The sequence below is a fragment of the Lacibacter sp. H375 genome (assembly GCF_037892425.1).
Taxonomy (GTDB): domain Bacteria; phylum Bacteroidota; class Bacteroidia; order Chitinophagales; family Chitinophagaceae; genus Lacibacter.
The window spans coordinates 2735561-2755284 of record NZ_JBBKTT010000001.1 but is presented as its reverse complement, the minus strand read 5'-3'; the positions used below and the strand labels follow the sequence as shown (position 1 = coordinate 2755284).

The following is a 19724-nucleotide window of genomic DNA, read 5'->3' as shown; positions in this document are numbered from 1 at the left end:
ATGACGTTTACATATTATGGCCATTCCTGCTTTAGCATAGACGTAAAAGGAAAGAAATTACTTTTCGATCCGTTTATTTCGCCCAACGAGTTGGCAGCAAATGTTGATGTAAATACCATTGAAGCCGATTATATCCTGGTGAGTCATGGCCATGCCGACCATATAGCAGATTGCGTTGCCATAGCAAAACGCACCGGTGCATTAGTGATCTGTAACTGGGAAATTTATTTATGGTTGCAAAAGCAGGGTGTTGAAAACATCCATCCCATGAATACGGGCGGAAAAAAAGCATTCGAGTTTGGAACCGTGAAATGTGTTACAGCGCAACATTCTTCTTCGCTGCCCGACGGAACTTATGGCGGCAACCCTATGGGTTTTGTAGTGAGCTGCGGAAAGAATTTTTATTACAGTGGTGATACGGCTCTTACCCTCGATATGCAACTGGTACCGCAAAGCTCACCATTGGCATTTTGCATTCTGCCTATTGGCGATAATTTCACGATGGGTTATGAAGATGCAGCAAGAGCAGCTCATATGGTGAGTTGCCACACGGTGTTCGGCGTGCATTACAATACGTTTCCGTACATTGTAATTGATCAAGAGGCGGTCAAGGATCATTTTCAACGTAACGGACTTGACTTGAAACTGCCGGCTATTGGTGAAAGCATCAAAATTTGAAATTGAAAACTGAGAGTTGATAATATGGGTCGAATAATTGGAATAGCGAATCAGAAAGGTGGTGTGGGAAAAACCACAACAGCAATTAATCTTGCTGCAAGTTTTGCCGTACTAGAATACAAGACATTACTGGTAGATGCCGATCCGCAGGCGAACAGTACTACCGGTGTGGGTTTTGATCTGCACAATGTTCAGCAAAGTTTGTACGATTGTTTTGTGAACGGTGCCAACGCAAAGGATGTGGTTTTGAAAAGTGAAATCCCAAACCTCGATCTTATTCCTTCGCATATTGACCTGGTGGGTGCTGAAATTGAAATGATCAACCAGCCCAACCGTGAATCGGTAATGAAACAATTACTGCAACCATTGAAAGATGAATACGATTTCATCATCATCGATTGTTCTCCTTCACTTGGTTTAATTACGGTAAATGCATTAACTGCTGCTGATGCGGTTGTTGTTCCTGTGCAAACTGAATTCTTTGCATTAGAAGGTTTGGGTAAATTACTCAACACCATCAAGATTGTGCAAAGCCGTTTAAATCCACAATTAGTGATCGAAGGTATTTTAATGACAATGTATGATGGTCGTTTACGTTTATGTAACCAGGTGGTAAGTGAAGTACGCCGCCACTTTGAAGGAATTGTTTTTGATTCGATCATTCACCGCAATACCCGTTTAAGCGAAGCGCCAAGCTTTGGCAAACCGGTGATCTTATACGATAGTGAAAGCAAAGGCGCCGTAAACTATCTTAACCTCGCAAAAGAAATTCTGCAACGTAACAATCTCACCAAAATGAACCAGGCAGATAAGGTTATTGAAATGGATGAGGAGGAAGAAGAAGCTGCTAACTGATAGCCGTTCGCTGCAAGTTTCGCCACAAAGGCAGGAAGGAACACAATGAAAACTTCATTCGTTTTCAATTAATACAATTATTTTGTCTTTCTTCTATGTGCAGCATCGAGCCTTTGCGTCTTCAAGGTAAAAAAATTTCTAGCTGCTTTCTCTTTATTTTTGCGGCATGGTTACAAAAGAATCTCCACGCATTATTTTTATGGGTACACCTGAGTTTGCAGTTGCATCACTCGATGCGTTGGTAAAAGCAGGTTACAATGTGGTGGGTGTTATTACAGCACCTGATAAACCGGCTGGTCGTGGAATGAAGTTGACAGAAAGTGCAGTAAAGAAATATGCAACGGAACATGATTTATTTGTATTGCAACCGGAGAAACTTAAGAACCCCACATTCCTGAAAGAATTAATTGCATTGCGTGCCGATCTGCAAATTGTAGTTGCCTTTCGTATGTTACCCGAAGCAGTCTGGAACATGCCGAAGATGGGAACAGTGAATGTGCATGGAAGTTTATTACCCCAATATCGTGGTGCTGCTCCTATTAACTGGGCAGTGATCAATGGCGAACATGAAACAGGTGTTACTACGTTTAAACTGAAACACGAAATAGATACAGGCAATATTCTGCTGCAGGAATCATTTCCCATTGGTGAAGATGAAACAGCAGGTGAAGTGCATGACCGCATGAAAGAAATTGGCGCACAGTTGCTGGTGCGAACTGTTGAAGGATTAGTGGAAGGAACATTGGAAGAGAAACCGCAAAATGAAATCGAAAGTGGAACTAGAGCCCCTGATTCATCACTCATCACTCATCACTCATCGCTCAAACATGCTCCAAAGATTTTCACCGATACCTGCAAAATAGATTTCAGCAAAACAGTTGAAGAAGTACATAATCTTATCCGTGGCCTCTCTCCTTTTCCCGGTGCGTTTACCATGTTCAATGGAAAGATGATGAAGATCTACCGGTCGAAGAAAGAGATAACACCCACTCCGCCACAAGAAGCCGGAGTTTTTGAAACCGATGGCAAAACTTATTTAAAGTTTGCATGCAACAACGGTTACATCCATGTGCTAGAATTACAACTCGAAGGAAAAAAGAAAATGCTGGTTGAAGATTTTTTGAGGGGATACAGAAGTTAAGGTTTTTACCCGTCAACAACTTAACTATGTCAAATTAAAAAACATCAGTTTAGTAATTTTTTTATTCCGCTGTCTGGTAGCTTTTTCTTAACCCTTCTGAAATTCCATAAAAATAGATTCAATGCCCGAAATCTATGCCCATCATAAGTTTCAACTACAATTGCTTTAAACATCCAACTATATACATAGGTATCAATGTAATATCCTTTTATAAGATAAAGAGGTATTTCCCTTTTTTGGAGATAAAAAACATCTGTAATAAATAATGCATCATTCTTTAAATAGAATCCAAAACGATGATAGATGAGCAGGTCAAGAAGAACAATAATCCCATAAATAATTCCTAAAGCTGCTACAGACAATCCAAAATACATGGCAGTAAGATTGCTCTCATTTGCAATAAGCAAGGAAAGATGTTTAATCACATAATAAGGGAGTAACAGAAAAACTGACAAGATCCCACAAAGCAAAAAATAAGTAATGTAGTTGAATTTGGTCTTCATTCTAATTCATTGATTTCCTTTTAAGCTCTTACATCACTTAGTTTAATCCATTAGACGTTCTTTGATAAATATTAGCAGTTTGGAATGGCGAACTTTTATACCCATTTGTACTTTTCCTATCATCAGCAATTGGTTTCTTACTTCGTACTTTCAACTTCCAACTTCGTACTTGCCTTTACTTGCCCCACACCAACTCTGCATTAAACTTCTCCGTGCTGATACCAAGCTGTGCAGCTGCTGAATTACTTAATCGAAATAACAAACCACTACCAGGACTTGTTTCTTCAACACTGCCCAACACTTTTGCATAAACAGCTTTTCCGTTGGCAGGGTTGCGCACCATAATGATGGTACCTTTTTCAATATTATCCATCAACACATAATATTTTCCATCGCTCCAACCACTCGTGCTTTTGAATACGGAGCCGGGGCCATTGTTGCGATCGGTACGTTTGCCATTATTCGATTGACGATTAAACTCATCTTTAAAAAACCCATTGCCACCATAGCTTGCAGTGGTAACTTCCATCTTCGGTTCTTCTTTCTTCACTTCAGGTTTTGGCAACTCTTGTTTCGGCTCTTCTTTTTTCACCACCACTTCCTGCTTCTTTGGTTCTTCCACCTTAGGCTCAGGCTTAGGTTGTTGCTTTACCACATTTGGTTCGCTACGCACATTCATACCTTTTGCTGCAAGTGGTGATAATGTTTTATCAACTTTCAAAAAACCAACGATCACTTTACTACCAGCACTCACCGATTCAATATTGTTCCATGATTTAATGGAAGCATTATCTGTTCCAAACAACTGGCTGAGCTTTGTTAAGGATTCGCCGGCTTTTGCGGTATGGTAAACCGGAACAACGGTTTCATTTTCTTTGCGTGTACCTGTTTGCCAGAAATTCACTTCATTCAAAGGGATCTTGATCTGCTGACCAATACTTAAAGCAGATGTTAACTCCAATCCATTATAGGGTGCAAACACACGTGGGCTGATATTGTAAATGCGGCCAATGCTGTAAAAATTTTCTTTAGGACCTATGCTGTGCACGAGGTACGGTTTGCCCTGGTTATCTAACTGCGCAACCAACGGAGTGGTTTGTGCAGCAGCAACAAGAACAGAAAGAAACAAACTGAAAAACAAAAAGGCTCTCTTCATGGGAACATAGTTTACGTTGCAAAGATGCATAATTCTACGAAAGAACCATACCAAAGAAAAGCTTAACGTTTCTTTTGCTAACATTGCATCCACATGAGCAATATTAAACCCAAATATTACGTGGTGTGGAAAGGGAAAGAACCCGGCATTTATACCAATTGGAACGACTGTAAGCAGCAAGTGGAAGGATTTACCGGTGCAGCTTACAAATCTTTTACTTCAAAGGAGGAAGCTGAGCAAGCCTACAAAGAGCACTTCGCCAAACATCTCTACAAGAAAGAAAAAACAGAAAGTTCAAAAGATCTTTCTGCTGTTGGCACTCCCATTCACGAAAGTATTGTAGTTGATGCTGCATGGAACAGTGTGCAGAAAGACATGGAATACCAGGGCATTCTTTACAAAACAAATACACGCATCTTTCATATGGGGCCATTGGCAAACGGCACAAATAATATTGGTGAATTCTTAGCCATTGTACATGCATTGGGTTATTGCAAAAAACACGAGCTGCACAGTATGCCCATCTACAGCGATAGTCGCAATGCCATTGGCTGGGTGAAAGCAAAAAAATGCAAAACCAATTTAGAACAATCAGCAAAAACGGAACACATTTTTAATCTCATTCATCGGGCAGAAAACTGGTTGCAGGAAAACAACTACCGCAATAAAATATTGAAATGGGAAACGGAGGCATGGGGTGAAAATCCAGCTGATTTTGGACGCAAATAGTCTGTGTTTGTGGTTGTCTCACTGCTTGTGTCTTGAATCTTGGGTTTTGGATTTTGAACTTTGGATTTTCATTCTTGCACCTTGTACCTTGTTCTTTGTGCCTTATACCTTCTCCCGCTGCAACTGTCTTTTGGCAAGGTTCTTGGAATTATGGTTTCATTATTCACCATTTAAAAACACAGCAATATGAGTATTAAGTTAATTTTTGCCTGCGTGGCAGCAGGAGCGGCTGTTGGTATGCTGATGGCACCTCAAAGTGGAAATTCGACCCGTAACATGATCAGTGATAAATATGATGATCTGAAAGAACGCCTGTATAAATTAAAAAACAGTGGCACTGATCTGCAGGAACTGAAAGAAGTTTTCAAACATGAAATTGCAGGTCTCAGAGACGATACTAGAAAGCGTGTGCTTGAGATATTACAGGCAACGAGGCTAACCGGTAATCATATAAAGGAGCAACTGGTTTCTTAAATTGGTATCGGATGCAAATAAAGGGAGTCGGTTACCGACTCCTTTTGTATTTTACTGTGTATTAATAATCCTATACCCATTCTTCACTGGTTAAAAATTTTTGTATGTGGATATTCAGGGTTAATCGCTTATTCAGGAACAGCATAAGACTGATCAGCATTCTATGGATTATTTGCAAGCATGCTATTCGCAACTGGATCAACAGTAATCGTTTTCTCCGAAGAATATTCGATCCGAAAGGTAATAATCTTACAACACGTGCAGAACGTTTGCGACTAATGATTGAAGACCTGGGTCCAACTTTTGTAAAGTTTGGACAGATCATTGCCGACCGTCCTGATCTTGTAAGTGAACAATTAAGAAATGAATTAAAGAAACTGCAAACTTCTGCCAAGCCATTTGATACTGCACATGCATGGCGTATTATGGAAGAAGAATTGGGCGACCCTATTCACGAAGTATTTGAGCACCTTGATCACAATCCAATAGCTTCTGCATCCATTGCACAAGTATATAGGGGTAAACTCCGTAATGGCGATATGGTGGCAGTTAAAGTACAACGGCCGCATATCAAACAAAAAATTTCCATTGATCTTGTGTTGATGAAATTACTGGCTGAGCAGGTGGTGAAAACTTATCCTGAATTAGCCAGTTTTAATGTGATTGAATTTGTCGAAGACTTTGGAACCATCATGAAAAAAGAACTTGATTTTGCCAACGAGGCATCGAACATGATGCGTTTCGCTGACATGTTTAAATATGATGAATATTGCTACATTCCCAGAGTATATAGCCAGTACAGTACGCAGAAAATGCTGGTCATGGAATTTGTAACCGGTGTTGAACCCGATGCAAAAGAAGAATTACTCGCAAAAGGTTTCGATACAAAGCAAATAGCATTGAATGGCACACAGATCATTTTAAAAATGATTCTTAAACACGGATTCTTTCATGCCGATCCTCACGCAGGTAATTTACTGATAAGGGCAAATAACCAGGTTGTATTGCTCGATCATGGTATGACGGCGAGTTTAAAACCCGGGCAGATACAGGCTCTCATCAACTTTATGCTTGGTTTTGCAAGGCAGGATACGCACCGCATCAGCAAAGCTTTGCTTGCGTTACTGAATATAAATTTTTATAAAGATCATGCTGATCTGGAATTTGAAGTGGGCGAACTGATTCAGAAATACAGTTATATCCCCTACGAAAAAGTTGATATCTCCAGCTTACTGGCAGATACGTTTAATGTGATCTTACGTCATGGATTGAAAGTTCCGACCAACTTATACATGCTGTTAAAAACACTAGGTACTATTCAAAAATTTGCAGAAGCATTGGAAGCAGATATTTCGCTCATTAACATGATCGAACCATTTGCAAAAGAAAAGATTAAAGAGAAATTCAGTTTTGATACAATTGTAAATAAAGTAATCAACTCAGCAGAAGATTATCTCTACATTGTTGATCGCCTGCCAACCGATATTAAAGAGATCGTCAACAACCTTCGCACAGGTGTATTGAAGCATGAAATTAATTTCAGGGAAGATAGTTTTACCAACAAAGCACTGCGACAGAATTTCAATCGTCTTGCTTTTGTGTTTATTCTTGGTTTACTGATGATGTGTGCCACGTTGCTCATGATCTATCAACCAAACAGCAGCGGCATTAAAATTTTATTCTACAGTACAGCTGCGATTCTTATCTGGACAGGATTTAAACTGCTGTTCAATACAAAATTCAAATGATGAGTGATGAGTTGTAGCAACCATCTATCGTTTGTTGTTCTGTTGTTTCATCTCATCAATATGCGCCACTCTTTGGGATAATAGTTGTTGATTCGGTTGCCGAGTAATTTCATCCAGCCAAGAGGAAAATTTTTGTACACTGCCAATGCCCAGCCTTTATGCTTACTTTCTACTGTAATTTCATTTTTACGTAAATAATCAAGCGCCTGTTCTTTTGAAAGCTCAACTCTTACAGAATCACTGATGATTGTGCTTAATGCTAATGAATGTTCCGGCAACAGATCATTCTTTGCTATTGTGCCTAACTCCACGCCAGCATAGCGAACTCTTAATTCCTGCATGAGGTATTGAATGGTTTCGTTCCATTGCGTTGGTATGGCAGCAATATTTTGTCCTTGCTTGATAAAAGCAAATCCTTCCGTATTCTTCAACCAATTTGCGGCAATAGCAGCTTCCTGTTTCGACGCAAGCTGTGTTGTTTTCATTTTAATTCGAAGTTGATCTGCCGATTCTTTCTTTTTGAATGCAGCAATAAAGAAACCTTCGCCTTTCACCTTGTGTGGCCAGAAACGATAGCCATAAGCACCTGCGGTTGATTGCACTTCATCAATGTTCCACTCCTCTTCCACTTTCAATTTTATACTTTCCAACTGGTAGTTTGCTTCAATCCAATCCAATATCTCTTCATCTTCTTCTGAAGAATAAGAGCAGGTAGAATAGATAAGCACACCATCTTCTTTTAAACAATTCCATGCATCGGCTAAAATGCGTTGTTGTCGCTGACTGCAAAGCTGTACATTATCTTCACTCCATTCTTTAATGGCTTCCGCATCACGACGAAACAAACCACTGCCGCTACATGGCGCATCGATCACCAATATATCAAACAAGCCATGCAGTTTTGAAAAAACATTGGGATCATTATTCGTCACCACCACATTTCCTGCTCCCCACTTAATAATATTTTCCTTGAGAATATTTACACGTGTTTGAATGACTTCATTACTCACCAACAAACTTTCTTTACTGATGATAGATTGCAATAAGGTTGATTTACCTCCCGGTGCTGCACAAAGATCCAATACCAGCAATGGTTGATCAAGATCAACTGATTGTTTCAATGCCTCTTCTAAAAACATACTGCTTGCTTCCTGTACGTAATATGCACCGGCATGTAACAACGGATCAAGTGTAAATGAAGGGCGTTGACTGAGGTAGAAACCAGAAGATGACCATGGAACGGGGTGATGAGTGATGGGTGATGAATGATGAGTTTCTTCTTGCTTATTGCTAATTGCCTTTTGCCCATTAGTTATTGACCATTCACCATCAACAATTGATGACTTCAGCGGATTTAGACGAACCGACACAACCTGCTCCCCACTTTCATGCACCTGCACAAAAGCATCCCGATCAAAATTGTTGATCTTACTGAGCGAAGTCATCAAGGAAGCCGGTAGATTCATTTGTTGACTTTTTTATTTTTGGCAATGTTGAGCTTTTAATAATAGTGAGTACAAAAAAAATAAACCCTACTATTAACAGCAGAAATGAAAATATGAACGGATAATCGTAAAAAAGAATATTACCTATCTGAAAACTGTGGGCTTGAAACTCCTTTTCCACAAAAAAAGACAAGACAATATCATATATCGGAAGGAGCACCAACCCGGCAAAAACTAACCATATATAAATTTTACAAAGTAAAATGTTAATATATCGTCGTCGTATAAAATAATAAATTATTAGACTTATAAATGCAAGCAAAGTAAAAACTAAATAAAATTTGACTGGGATCGTAAATACAAGGGTCCAGGCGACTGGATATTTGTTACCATACTTCTCGTTAAGATTTAAAAGTGACACTACACTTTGCCCCACCAAGAATACCTGAAATAAAACAGCAATTGTAATTAACACGAAAGGCAATTGAATATAGTTCCTTTTGTACTGCATCTTAAAACCTGATAATAAAATGCTCTCTCTCCTTCTGTTCCTTCCTCAAAAATACCAGCCCAATAAAAAACAGATCAATGGTTAAGGTAACAGAAGAATGTTGTTTGATAATTTCCCAGGCCTCTTCCATTTCTTTACTCCAGTGAATATCATCAAACACAAATACTGTATCATGATCGGTTTTTGCAAGTAACTGTTCAAAATATCGGAGTGTTGGTTCTTTGCGATGGTTCCCATCGATAAATACAAAATTGAATGACTGTTCTGCTTTATCGATCACCTGTTGCAAAGTCTCATCAAAGTTGCCGATAACAATATTGATATTGTTTAATTGCAATTCATGAAACTGTTGTTTTGCTATTGCAGCAATTGCTACAGAACCTTCCATGGTTGTAACCGTTGCAGTTGGCTTTGCTTTGGCAAGATAGGCAGTGGTAATACCGAGCGATGTGCCTAGTTCAAGAATTTGCTTCGGTTGAAAATAATTCACCAACCGATAAAGTAGTTGTGCATATTTCTTTGGTTTGAGAGAAGTAGCAGCAATTTGTTGCACAACCCGTTGCTTCGTTAATCCTTTGGTTGACCCTGCACCAAAATCTTCAACTATAATGATGGTTTCATTTCCCAACAATAAACTCCTTTGCAGCTCTACTTCCTTGTTAGCGGCATACTTCGTTTTATCATTCAACACTTTTACAACCAGGTCAAAGACAAACGGAGAATGAATACCATGCCCTTTGCCATTAGCAGCAGTGAAATAATAGTTGAGATATTTTAAGCCAAGCTGGAAAGAAGAATACATTAATAAGAAGTGGAATTAGTTATTAGGAGTTGGTAATCGGGAGGTTTACTCATCATTCATTACTCATCACTCATCTCTTTCTGTCCCACTGCTGAATAGAGAATGAATAAGCATGTTTTTCATTCGCTTCAAAATCTTTATTGTTTGTAAGATTCCATTCATCAACTGAAAAAGCCGGAAAGAATGCATCGGCTTCTAAATGCACATGAACTCTCGTTAAATAAATACGATTGGCAATAGGAAGAGCTTGCTCGTAAATCTGTGCACCACCTGCGATCATAATTTCTTTTGTCTCTAGTTTTTTGGCTTGCTCCAATGCTTCATCTAATGAGGTGGCAAACCAAACATTTTCATACTCTGATCTTAATCCCTCCTGTCTTGAAATGATAATATTGGTTCTGCCTGTCAATGGCTTCCCGCCAACTGAGTCAAAGGTTTTTCGCCCCATGATCACCGGCAAAGCCCAGGTAGTGTTTTTGAAAAACTTTAAATCGATTGGTAAATGCCATAGCAATTCGTTGTTACGACCGATGGCGTTGTTAGTAGATGCAGCAACGATTAAGCTTATAATCACATTTCAGATTTTAGAATGATGATTGCAGATTGCGAACAAATCTAAAACCGGAAATCTGCAATCTGAAATTAAACAGCTACCGGCGCTTTAATGGCCGGATGACTTTGATAATTCTCCAACGTAAAATCTTCGAACTTGAACTCGAAAATATCTTTCACTGCAGGATTTAACTTCATGGTTGGCAATGGAAAAGGCGTGCGGCTTAATTGTAGGTTCACTTGCTCCATATGATTACTATAAATATGCACATCGCCAAATGTGTGCACAAAATCACCGGGTTCAAGATCGCAAACCTGTGCGATCATCATCGTTAACAAAGCATACGATGCAATATTGAACGGAACACCTAAGAACACATCAGCACTTCGTTGGTAAAGTTGACAACTTAACTTTCCATCAGCAACATAGAATTGAAAAATAGTATGACAAGGCATGAGTGCCATCTTCGGCAACTCAGCCACATTCCATGCGCTGATGATGAGACGACGGCTGTCGGGATTTTTTTTGATTTGTGCGATCAGATCTTTTACCTGGTCGATCACAACTCCATTCGCTCCTTCCCAACTACGCCACTGTTTGCCGTACACCGGACCAAGCTCGCCATTTTCATCTGCCCACTCATCCCAGATGCTTACATTATTTTCTTTGAGATAAGCAATATTCGTTTCTCCTTTCAGGAACCAAAGCAGTTCATGAATAATACTGCGCATATGTACTTTCTTAGTAGTTACCAGCGGGAATCCTTCACTCAGATCGAAACGCATCTGGTATCCAAACACACTCTTAGTACCCGTGCCTGTGCGGTCGGTTTTTTCAACACCGTTATCCAATATATGCTGCAGTAAAGAAAGGTATTGTTGCATGGGTGCAAGGTAACTAAAAGGCACAAGTTACAAGGCGCAAGAAGAACGCTGTGGATTGATTGTGTACAGACAAATTCGCTCGAGGAATTACTTCACTCCTCTTCTTGCCAGTTCCTTTTTGATCAACAGAAGTTCTCTTCCGGTTTGACCGCTTACAGAGCTGTTTTCCTGCGCACGACGCATGAGGTAAGGCACCACATCGTCAATTGGGCCAAAGGGAAGGTATTTGCTTACCGAGTAACCTTCTTTCGCCAGGTTAAAGGTGATATGATCGCTCATACCATACAGCTGACTGAAATGCACATGCGGATGATTATGTGGCAATCCTTTGCTGTGTAATAATTCAGCCGCCAGTTGATTGCTGAATTCGTTATGTGTAGCTACAATAACTGCAATACGATCAACGTGCTGAATACAAAATTCAACAGCACGATTGTAATCTGCATCGCAGGCTTCTTTGTCGGGTTGAATAGGTGAAGGATAATTCATATCGGCTGCACGTTTGCGTTCCTTTTCCATATAAGCACCACGAACGATCTTGATCCCCAAAATGAAGTTGCGTTTCTCCGCAGCTTCATAACAATCATGTACAAACTGGTAACGGTCGTGACGGTAAAGTTGCGCAGTATTGTAAACAACTGCTGTTGTTTTATTGTACTGATCCATCATAAGCATGGTTAATGCATCAACAGGGTCCTGTATCCATGTTTCTTCTGCATCAATCAATACACCAACTTTTTTATTGGACGCTGCAGAACAAATGCGCTCCATTCGGTTACATACACGTTGCCATTCAGCACGTTCATCAGCAGAAAGTCGTTCCAATGCATGTTCATAACGGCGGATCAACGTACCGGTATCCTTGCTCATCAGGTCATCCATTTTCTCCAGCAAAGCAAACCGTGCAATGCCGGTTACTTTCACACTCATAAACGGAATATTTGCCTGTGTTGCAGCGTAGTCAATTACTTTAATAAACTCATCGCAGGCATGGTCTTTTTCTTCTTCGCCATAATCGCCACCTTCCACACCATAATCGAGGATCACCTGCACATGAAACTCTTCGAGTCGGTCGGCCACTTTTGCCGTTTCCTGTAATGTTTCGCCACCAACAAATTGTTCGAATAACGTACTGCGGATAAGACCTTTTACCGGCAAACCGGCTTTAATTGCCCAGGGAGTAATTCTTGTCCCAATATCAACCAGCCATTGATAACCCATTGATGAAAAGAGGAAATGTGCTTTTTTCAGTTGCTGGTCGTTCTTATATTCAAAGGCATTAGCTGTATTATCGAAAGTAACTTTGGAATTGTTCGGCATGCTGTCTACGATTAGAGGCAGCAAATATAGTAGAAAAACGAGCGCTAGTTCAGTTCTCCTTCCGCTTAAGCAGCAACAATGAATTCCGTATAAAACCGGGTTCTACGGTGTATTCCTTTACCAGCTGCTGTTGTTTAACACTCAGGCGAATGTTTAGCTTGTTTTGCGCAACCGATTGACTAATGACGATAATATCATTCACTCCAGGGGTCAATTCTTTTAGTCTTATCCTCAATGGACGTTTTGAAAGGTCATGCTCGTTTGCAATCACATCGCCATTAAATAAAACAGTGATAGAATCGTGTACGCTTTTGTCAATTGAAGTAAACTCGAGCAGGATATCAGAACTATCAATTTCCAACTCCCCAAATTTCTGGTAAAGTCTGTTTTCCGGCTTCAGTAGAATATTCCGCTGTTCAAACTGGTTATACAGATCCTGTATATAATCACCGATCTCATCTTTGGTAAACTCAGATATAACCGAGTCGGTTTTAACAGCAGAAAAAGAATCAAACTCGTCTCCCCTCCAATACCATCGACCGTTCGCCTGGGGTCCTGCGTCATTTTTTGAAACAGTTAAATAAAGCTCTTCGAAAAAAGCGCAATCAGTTTTCGACATAGCTACTCCACGCATTACTTCTTTACGAACCAGACTTATCTTACCATCGTACAAACGGCCCCCAACAAGATAATCGCAACCAAAAGAAGTATTCTTATCAAACCCACGTGAATAAACAATGCCGATATATTCACCATCTGTTTCCATCAACTCTACACGCACACTCATCTTTTGCTTTTTACTTCCATTCAATAAAAAATTCCCTTCCCATACACCTGCAAGGTTTTGTGCTGGCAATGTTGAAGAGAATCCAATAGCGATCAAAAATAAAAAAGCCCGTAATTGCATACTTGCTCAAGATACAATTACGGGTGAATATGAAAAATAAAGAATTAACTATTTGTGTTAATCCAATCCAAAAATTCCTTTGTTCAACACCTGCAGTGTTTGTGTTTTGTAAGATGCAGGTACCAACAACGAAACGTTGTGCGGACTACCACCATAACTCACCATTCTTACAGGAATATCAACAATGCTTTCGAATAATTTCGAAAGGATATGCTCTGTCTTTCCAATTTCATTTCCAACAATACTTACAATTGCCTGGTCTTTATCTAACTCAACTGTACCAAATGGTTCCAGTTCACGGATAATTTCATCAAGATGTGTGCTGTTATCAATTGTCAATGAAACAGCTACTTCAGAAGTAGTGATCATATCAATTGAAGTGCGGTATTTTTCAAACACTTCAAACACTTTGCGTAAGAAACCATACGCCAATAACATTCGGCTGCTTTTGATCTTAATGGCCGTAATACCGTCTTTTGCTGCAACCGCTTTTACACCAACACTTCCGGCTTCTTCTGTAATGAGTGTGCCTTTTGCATCGGGCTGCATGGTGTTGAGCAACTTCACAGGAATTTTGTAATGCTGCGCTGGCCAGATGGATGCCGGGTGCAGAATTTTTGCACCGAAGTACGCTAACTCAGCCGCTTCATCAAAACTCAACTGCTCAATAGCAACCGTTTTCTTTACAATACGTGGATCGTTGTTGTGCATTCCGTCAATGTCTGTCCATATTTCACAAACACTTGCATTGATAGCAGCGCCAATCAATGAAGCACTGTAATCACTACCGCCACGTTTTAAGTTATCTACTTCGCCTCTTGCATTGCGGCTGATGTATCCTTGTGTAATAAATATTTTTTTGTCTTTGTTTTGATTCAACAACTGACTCAGCTTTACTTTAATGCTGCCGATCTGCGGTTCCTCATAACTATCAATGGTCATGAAATCCAATGCGGGCAACAGCATGTGATTGATTCCTTTTTCTTCAAGATAACAGCTGAACATTTTTGTGCTCATTAATTCACCTTGCGCAAGAATATCTTTATTCAATGCTTCGTTGAACGAAATTTTCAGAATGATATTCAGGAATTCAAAATGCTCAGCAATAATAGCACGGCATTTTGTTTGCGCTTCTTCTGTTGCAAGCAGGTTGCTGATGAAAGTTTGATAGTGTGCATCGAGTTTATCAATTACCTGTTTGGCAGCTGCTCTGTCGCCGTTTGCCATCGCAGCACCAATTTCAACCAACGAATTGGTTGTGCCGCTCAAAGCACTTAACACCACAATCTTTTCTTCATTATCACGAGTAATCAGGGTTGCTACATCGTGCATTCTTTCAGGTTTCCCAACTGAGGTACCGCCAAACTTCATCACTTTCATTACCGTAGGTTTATTTATGTTTTTAGTTCTAATTTTTTATGTTGCCAGCTAACGTAATTCTATTATTCTTCGTTGCCACGCTCGCTTGTACGCTTTCTTTTCTATTCATCATTTCACTGCACAAAAGTTCAAATGAATTGCTTCATTGTCCCCCCGCCATCTTGCATTTGTTGAAATCGCTCATTCCTTACCGGAATAAATGAGCATGATCATTTGTGCAGACTTTGCATCATTTTTCTATGAGCAAGCAATCGTTAAATGGAGTGCGAAATTAAAGAGAGAGATTGAATTTCTGTCCAACTTTCACCAAATCTTCTGCAACTGTTTCCAATAAAGGAATACCATCTTTCATTCGCTGTGCTTCAAACAAACGTTCGGGATCACCGGGAATGAGCACCTGATCGTATCCTTCAATAGTTTTAGCAGAACGGAACCGTTGTATCCAGTTGTCCATGTCTTTCTTAAAATCGTCGGCTTTTCGGAATGCATCGATCCGCATGGCGCCAAGAAAATGCCCTAATCCTTTGCCCGGTTGATTCTCCGGCATGGGCACGTAAGCCGGGAACGGCGGCACCCACGGACCATAATTTGCACCACTCAAAACGGCTGAAAAAATATCAACAATGCTTCCCAGTGCATAACCTTTATGACTGCCATGTTCTTTATCGCTTCCCAAAGGCAACAATGCGCCTTTGTTTTTTAGTGCATGTGCATCCGTTGTTGCTTCACCTGCTGCATCCTGGATCCATCCAACTGGTGCTTCAAGATTTTTGCGTTGTAAAATTTCCAGTTTGCCGTTTGCTGCAGTTGTTGTTGCCATGTCTGCAACAAAAGGTGGTTCGTTACCACTTGGCACAGCAACTGCAATGGGATTGGTACCCAACATACGTTCAGTAGAAAACGTTGGCGCCACCAATGCAGAAGCATTCGTCATGGCCATACCGATCATATCATGTTGCAACGCCATCATTGCATGATAGCCTGCAATACCAAAATGATTACTGTTTTGCACACTCACCCATCCGCTGCCAACATTTGTTGCTTTATCAATAGCTACCTGCATTGCAAAAGGTGCAACCACCAAACCCAATCCGCTATCACCATCAACAACAGCGGTTGAAGGAGTTTCATGAATTACTTTAATGTTAGGTGTTGCATTGATCCGCTTTGCTTCCCACAAACGCACATAACCGCTCAGCCTTGCCACACCATGCGAATCGATACCACGCAGATCAGCCGACAGCAATACCGTAGTTGCAATAGTTGCATCAGTTTCATTGCAACCCATTGACAGGAATACATTTTTTGTAAATGAAAATAAATGCGGATAAGAAAACACTTGCTCCATAATGTTACACGAAATAATGCTGAGAATGAATGATAGACATACGCATGAAAGCTGATGATGCCATTAGCTAAGTTGATGAAGTGATTGCGACGCAACTGGTGATGCAATGAAAACCATAGCTGGTATTTGAACACTCATCACTGATAACCCATCATTCATTTTATGCTTGCGCAGTTGGCCCGCCAAAATTCAATGGTATCTGCATTTCTTCCAGGTCACGGATTGCACCATTGGCAGCTTCAAAGCGTTGGATATTTTCAGTAAGCGCTTTCATAAAACGCTTGGCATGTTGCGGAGTAAAAATGATCCTTGATTTTACTTTGCTTTTGGGTGTGCCGGGCATTACGTTCACAAAGTCGATCACAAATTCTGCATGACTGTGTGTAATGATGGCGAGGTTGGCATATGAACCTTCCGCTACTTCTTCTGTGATCTCGATGTTGAGCTGATTAGGATTTGCTTGTTGTTCGTCCATAAAAATAATTGAGGGGCAAATATACAACAGATAAATCCTTGCAGGATTAAAGAAAAAGCCCGGGATTGCGGCTGGTTTCAATAGCAATTTTCTCCTAAAAAACGCCTGAAATAGTTACACCTATTGCATTTGCTTTGTAGGAAGCGTTGTTGGCATCTTTATACGTCATTAACGTATAAGACAATGCAAACAAGCCATAACCTGCTTCAATTTGCAGACCTGGCGATGAAGTGAATTTCGCATTTTGTCCAAGCCCATCAAACTTCAGATTAATTGCCTGGTGCGAAACAATACCCGTCGCAAATCGAAGTTTTTTCACTGGCAGATAATTAAGCGATAGTAGTAAAGGAATACGGGTAAGACGTATATGTGCGTTATCAGCTTTGGTGGTAAGATATTTAATACCAACACTGCCTCGCAGGAATAATTTTTCTGATTTGTTCAAACGTAACTGTCCGCCGGCAAACAAAGTTCCTCCCTGTCCGCTGTTCATCGTTTGTGTACTACCATCGGTAAAATAAACTTCGGCAATATTGTCGCCTCCAAATTCCAAAGCAGCTCCCAGTAAAAAGCGAAGCGGTTTTTGACTATTTGTTCTTGTTTGCGCATTGACAATAAAAGCAGGGCTCAGGAGAATGATAAGGATCACTCGTTTCATCTGTTCTTTAAGTTTTGGTTGATTGCCCGAAATTAACAGATAGTTCAACTTAATGTTGCCGTCCTGTTGATTTCTTTATGTACGGTTGGCGGGGACATTCATCGACAAGAAAAGCACTTCAACAAATAATGGTAAACCCTTATAGGATTCTCTTTCTTTTTAGCGGACCTTTGAATTCATCATTGTCGGATTTTTTTTTAAATAAAGAAATTCGAGCGGCCGACTCTTTATAGGGTTGGCCTTTTTTTATTGGTATTGAATGAGAAAAGAATACTAACACGTTACGTTGTTGTATAAGATGCTTTATTCACCAGTTCAAGCTAACTACAACATTCGCCTCAAATCAATATACACACAGCTCCGCTTTCTCCAAAGTTTAAAGCGCTTTTAAGAGTCAGGCTTCCAGAAGTTCAAGATGCTCGTGAGAAACATAATAATAATCTGTGTCCATGAAATTGAATTTACAACCCGCATTTCCTTGTTCCGGAATATCCTCTGTAAAAAAAGCGACTGCATCATAGCCGTCGAGGATGAGGCAGTTTGAATCCACATTATTAAAGTATGTTCCGTTTTGTTACTGGGCGTGACTGTTAAAAGTAACAAACAACCAATCGACAGCATTGACAATGTAAATACTACACTGTTCAATCGCTCCTCAATACGTTTTTCTTTTAATACCTGCTCAACGGCTACAGGCTTTTGAGTTATGGAGCAAGTAAGGGTACAAACGAAAGTTTTGTCAAATGAGTGAGAAAGTTGGAGTAAAAAAAAGGTCTGAGGTTACGGGTTAATTTCTTATTCATTCATCTATCTTTCAAAAATATTATTACCATGTTGTAAATAGATCGCAGCCTTTCAACAGGTATAAAATAAAAACCGCTTAGAACATACATTCTAAGCGGTTTTCTTACTTTTTGTGAAGTTGAAAGCGGACCGGACGGGACTCGAACCCGCGACCTCCGCCGTGACAGGGCGGCATTCTAACCAACTGAACTACCGATCCAACTACCCAATACATGAATGCCTGATCAAGAATCAATTATCATTCATTTTTCGGGACGGCAAAGATAGGGGTTTTGAATATTTCGGGAAAAAAGTTTTTCATCTTTTTTCAGGAAAAGATCAATACTAGATAACCCCATAACAACCATAGTTTATATTTGCCTCTACTTAATTGAATTAAATGCTCAAAATAGCTGTATTTGGCACCGGTCACCTCGGGAAATTTCATCTGAACAACTGGAAAGAAATAGAAGGCATTGAACTTGTTGGTTTTTATGATCCAAACGATAAGGCTGCAAAAGCCGTGGCAGAGAAATACCAGCTTCAACGTTATACCGATCCTGAAGAACTGATGTCGCTTTGTGATGCAGCTGATATTGTGGCCCCCACCAATTACCATTTTGAACTTTGCCAGCTGGCCGTGCGTAAAGGCAAGCACGTTTTTGTAGAAAAACCCATGTGTAATACCATGGATGAAGCAAATGAACTGGTGAAACTGGTGCGTGAGGCAAATATTAAATTACAGGTGGGTCATGTGGAGCGCTTTAACCCGGCTTTCCTCGCCGTTAAAGATCTGAAGTTAAACCCGATGTTTATTGAAGTGCATCGACTTTCACAATTTAACCCAAGAGGAACAGAAGTGAGTGTGATACTCGACCTGATGATACACGACATTGATATTATTATGAGCCTTGTAAAAAGTGATGTAAAGAATGTATATGCGAATGGTGTTGCCGTAATGACCGACACGCCCGATATTGCCAACGTTCGTATTGAATTTGATAATGGCTGTGTAGCTAATCTCACCAGCAGTCGCATCAGCATGAAGAAGATGCGGAAGATCAGACTATTTCAACGTGATGCTTATATCGGTATTGATTTTCTTGAAAAAAAATCAGAGATTATCCGCATGAAAAATCCGGATGACAAAGAAGCATTCACGTTCGATATAGAAACAAACAATGGAAAGAAAACAATCGCCATTTCAAATCCGGTTGTTAAAGAAGTGAATGCCATAAAAATGGAACTGGAGCATTTCAGAGATGCCATCTTACATGATAACCCTATACCCGTAAGTGAAGTAGATGGATTAAGAGCAATGGATGTTGCACACCAGATACTTCAAAAAATTCAGCGTACCACTGCTGTATAATT

Annotated in this window: 19 protein-coding genes and 1 tRNA gene; 7 read left to right on the top strand and 13 right to left on the bottom strand. The window is 40.1% G+C overall.

Annotated features, from left to right (window positions below; translation table 11 throughout):
* The 3 genes from WG954_RS11995 (at position 1) to fmt (ending at position 2674) form a co-directional block, all read left to right on the top strand.
* Positions 1-678, top strand: a complete 678-nt coding sequence (locus WG954_RS11995) for a metal-dependent hydrolase (RefSeq protein ID WP_340436755.1) — start codon at positions 1-3, stop codon at positions 676-678.
* A gap of 24 nt (positions 679-702) precedes the next feature.
* The gene (locus WG954_RS11990; protein WP_340436752.1) at positions 703-1533 is read left to right on the top strand and encodes a ParA family protein; all 831 of its coding nucleotides are present in this window, start codon (positions 703-705) and stop codon (positions 1531-1533) included.
* A 166-nt stretch (positions 1534-1699) separates the two neighbouring features.
* Positions 1700-2674 (top strand): methionyl-tRNA formyltransferase, encoded by a 975-nt coding sequence (gene fmt, locus WG954_RS11985; protein ID WP_340436750.1) that lies wholly within the window; start codon positions 1700-1702, stop codon positions 2672-2674.
* A gap of 44 nt (positions 2675-2718) precedes the next feature.
* Here fmt and WG954_RS11980 read toward each other — a convergent pair whose 3' ends face one another.
* Both WG954_RS11980 and WG954_RS11975 read right to left on the bottom strand, forming a co-directional pair.
* Entirely contained in the window at positions 2719-3177 is a 459-nt protein-coding gene (locus WG954_RS11980) for a hypothetical protein (protein ID WP_340436747.1), read from the bottom strand.
* 175 nt (positions 3178-3352) lie between these two features.
* Positions 3353-4333 (bottom strand): LysM peptidoglycan-binding domain-containing protein, encoded by a 981-nt coding sequence (locus tag WG954_RS11975; protein ID WP_340436745.1) that lies wholly within the window; start codon positions 4331-4333, stop codon positions 3353-3355.
* A 93-nt stretch (positions 4334-4426) separates the two neighbouring features.
* Here WG954_RS11975 and WG954_RS11970 point away from each other — a divergent pair, with 93 nt between their 5' ends.
* The 3 genes from WG954_RS11970 to WG954_RS11960 all read left to right on the top strand — a co-directional run bounded on the left by WG954_RS11970 (position 4427) and on the right by WG954_RS11960 (position 7284).
* Complete coding sequence (locus tag WG954_RS11970; protein ID WP_340436744.1) at positions 4427-5062, top strand: ribonuclease H1 domain-containing protein; 636 nt, start codon at positions 4427-4429, stop codon at positions 5060-5062.
* A 186-nt stretch (positions 5063-5248) separates the two neighbouring features.
* A complete protein-coding gene (locus WG954_RS11965; protein ID WP_340436742.1) occupies positions 5249-5536 on the top strand; it encodes a YtxH domain-containing protein in 288 nt (95 codons plus the stop codon).
* A gap of 104 nt (positions 5537-5640) precedes the next feature.
* Positions 5641-7284, top strand: coding sequence for an ABC1 kinase family protein (locus tag WG954_RS11960; protein WP_340436740.1), 1644 nt, complete (start codon positions 5641-5643; stop codon positions 7282-7284).
* A 47-nt stretch (positions 7285-7331) separates the two neighbouring features.
* Here the strand turns inward: WG954_RS11960 and WG954_RS11955 are convergent, their stop codons facing one another.
* From WG954_RS11955 to WG954_RS11905, 11 genes are all read right to left on the bottom strand, one after another.
* Positions 7332-8750 carry a methyltransferase RsmF C-terminal domain-like protein gene (locus WG954_RS11955; RefSeq protein WP_340436739.1) on the bottom strand — a complete coding sequence of 473 codons (1419 nt, stop codon included), beginning with the start codon at positions 8748-8750 and terminating at the stop codon, positions 7332-7334.
* 491 nt (positions 8751-9241) lie between these two features.
* Positions 9242-10042, bottom strand: a complete 801-nt coding sequence (locus WG954_RS11950) for an O-methyltransferase (protein WP_340436736.1) — start codon at positions 10040-10042, stop codon at positions 9242-9244.
* A gap of 70 nt (positions 10043-10112) precedes the next feature.
* Positions 10113-10616, bottom strand: coding sequence for a dihydrofolate reductase (locus tag WG954_RS11945; RefSeq protein WP_340436734.1), 504 nt, complete (start codon positions 10614-10616; stop codon positions 10113-10115).
* A 68-nt stretch (positions 10617-10684) separates the two neighbouring features.
* Entirely contained in the window at positions 10685-11479 is a 795-nt protein-coding gene (locus WG954_RS11940; protein ID WP_340436732.1) for a thymidylate synthase, read from the bottom strand.
* Positions 11480-11566: 87 nt separating this feature from the next.
* A complete protein-coding gene (locus WG954_RS11935) occupies positions 11567-12799 on the bottom strand; it encodes a proline dehydrogenase family protein (RefSeq protein WP_340436730.1) in 1233 nt (410 codons plus the stop codon).
* Positions 12800-12848: 49 nt separating this feature from the next.
* Positions 12849-13706: a hypothetical protein gene (locus WG954_RS11930; protein ID WP_340436728.1), complete on the bottom strand. Its 858-nt coding sequence runs from the start codon at positions 13704-13706 to the stop codon at positions 12849-12851.
* A 57-nt stretch (positions 13707-13763) separates the two neighbouring features.
* Positions 13764-15086, bottom strand: a complete 1323-nt coding sequence (locus WG954_RS11925) for an aspartate kinase (protein ID WP_340436725.1) — start codon at positions 15084-15086, stop codon at positions 13764-13766.
* Between the two features lie 271 nt (positions 15087-15357).
* Positions 15358-16434, bottom strand: a complete 1077-nt coding sequence (locus WG954_RS11920) for an Ldh family oxidoreductase (RefSeq protein WP_340436723.1) — start codon at positions 16432-16434, stop codon at positions 15358-15360.
* 160 nt (positions 16435-16594) lie between these two features.
* Complete coding sequence (locus WG954_RS11915) at positions 16595-16909, bottom strand: DUF3467 domain-containing protein (RefSeq protein WP_340436721.1); 315 nt, start codon at positions 16907-16909, stop codon at positions 16595-16597.
* 94 nt (positions 16910-17003) lie between these two features.
* Positions 17004-17567, bottom strand: coding sequence for a hypothetical protein (locus tag WG954_RS11910; protein WP_340436719.1), 564 nt, complete (start codon positions 17565-17567; stop codon positions 17004-17006).
* A 929-nt stretch (positions 17568-18496) separates the two neighbouring features.
* Positions 18497-18570: transfer RNA gene (locus tag WG954_RS11905), tRNA-Asp, on the bottom strand.
* Between the two features lie 180 nt (positions 18571-18750).
* Between WG954_RS11905 and WG954_RS11900 the strand changes: the two genes are divergently transcribed.
* Entirely contained in the window at positions 18751-19722 is a 972-nt protein-coding gene (locus tag WG954_RS11900) for a Gfo/Idh/MocA family protein (protein WP_340436717.1), read from the top strand.
* The last annotated feature ends 2 nt before the right edge of the window (positions 19723-19724 follow it).

Coding starts and splice junctions, on each gene's coding strand:
- WG954_RS11995 (WP_340436755.1), top strand. CDS start 1: ATGACGTTTACATATTATGGCCATTCCTGCTTTAGCATAGACGTAAAA.
- WG954_RS11990 (WP_340436752.1), top strand. CDS start 703: ATGGGTCGAATAATTGGAATAGCGAATCAGAAAGGTGGTGTGGGAAAA.
- fmt (WP_340436750.1), top strand. CDS start 1,700: ATGGTTACAAAAGAATCTCCACGCATTATTTTTATGGGTACACCTGAG.
- WG954_RS11980 (WP_340436747.1), bottom strand. CDS start 3,177: ATGAAGACCAAATTCAACTACATTACTTATTTTTTGCTTTGTGGGATC.
- WG954_RS11975 (WP_340436745.1), bottom strand. CDS start 4,333: ATGAAGAGAGCCTTTTTGTTTTTCAGTTTGTTTCTTTCTGTTCTTGTT.
- WG954_RS11970 (WP_340436744.1), top strand. CDS start 4,427: ATGAGCAATATTAAACCCAAATATTACGTGGTGTGGAAAGGGAAAGAA.
- WG954_RS11965 (WP_340436742.1), top strand. CDS start 5,249: ATGAGTATTAAGTTAATTTTTGCCTGCGTGGCAGCAGGAGCGGCTGTT.
- WG954_RS11960 (WP_340436740.1), top strand. CDS start 5,641: ATGTGGATATTCAGGGTTAATCGCTTATTCAGGAACAGCATAAGACTG.
- WG954_RS11955 (WP_340436739.1), bottom strand. CDS start 8,750: ATGAATCTACCGGCTTCCTTGATGACTTCGCTCAGTAAGATCAACAAT.
- WG954_RS11950 (WP_340436736.1), bottom strand. CDS start 10,042: ATGTATTCTTCTTTCCAGCTTGGCTTAAAATATCTCAACTATTATTTC.
- WG954_RS11940 (WP_340436732.1), bottom strand. CDS start 11,479: ATGCAACAATACCTTTCTTTACTGCAGCATATATTGGATAACGGTGTT.
- WG954_RS11935 (WP_340436730.1), bottom strand. CDS start 12,799: ATGCCGAACAATTCCAAAGTTACTTTCGATAATACAGCTAATGCCTTT.
- WG954_RS11930 (WP_340436728.1), bottom strand. CDS start 13,706: ATGCAATTACGGGCTTTTTTATTTTTGATCGCTATTGGATTCTCTTCA.
- WG954_RS11925 (WP_340436725.1), bottom strand. CDS start 15,086: ATGAAAGTGATGAAGTTTGGCGGTACCTCAGTTGGGAAACCTGAAAGA.
- WG954_RS11920 (WP_340436723.1), bottom strand. CDS start 16,434: ATGGAGCAAGTGTTTTCTTATCCGCATTTATTTTCATTTACAAAAAAT.
- WG954_RS11915 (WP_340436721.1), bottom strand. CDS start 16,909: ATGGACGAACAACAAGCAAATCCTAATCAGCTCAACATCGAGATCACA.
- WG954_RS11910 (WP_340436719.1), bottom strand. CDS start 17,567: ATGAAACGAGTGATCCTTATCATTCTCCTGAGCCCTGCTTTTATTGTC.
- WG954_RS11900 (WP_340436717.1), top strand. CDS start 18,751: ATGCTCAAAATAGCTGTATTTGGCACCGGTCACCTCGGGAAATTTCAT.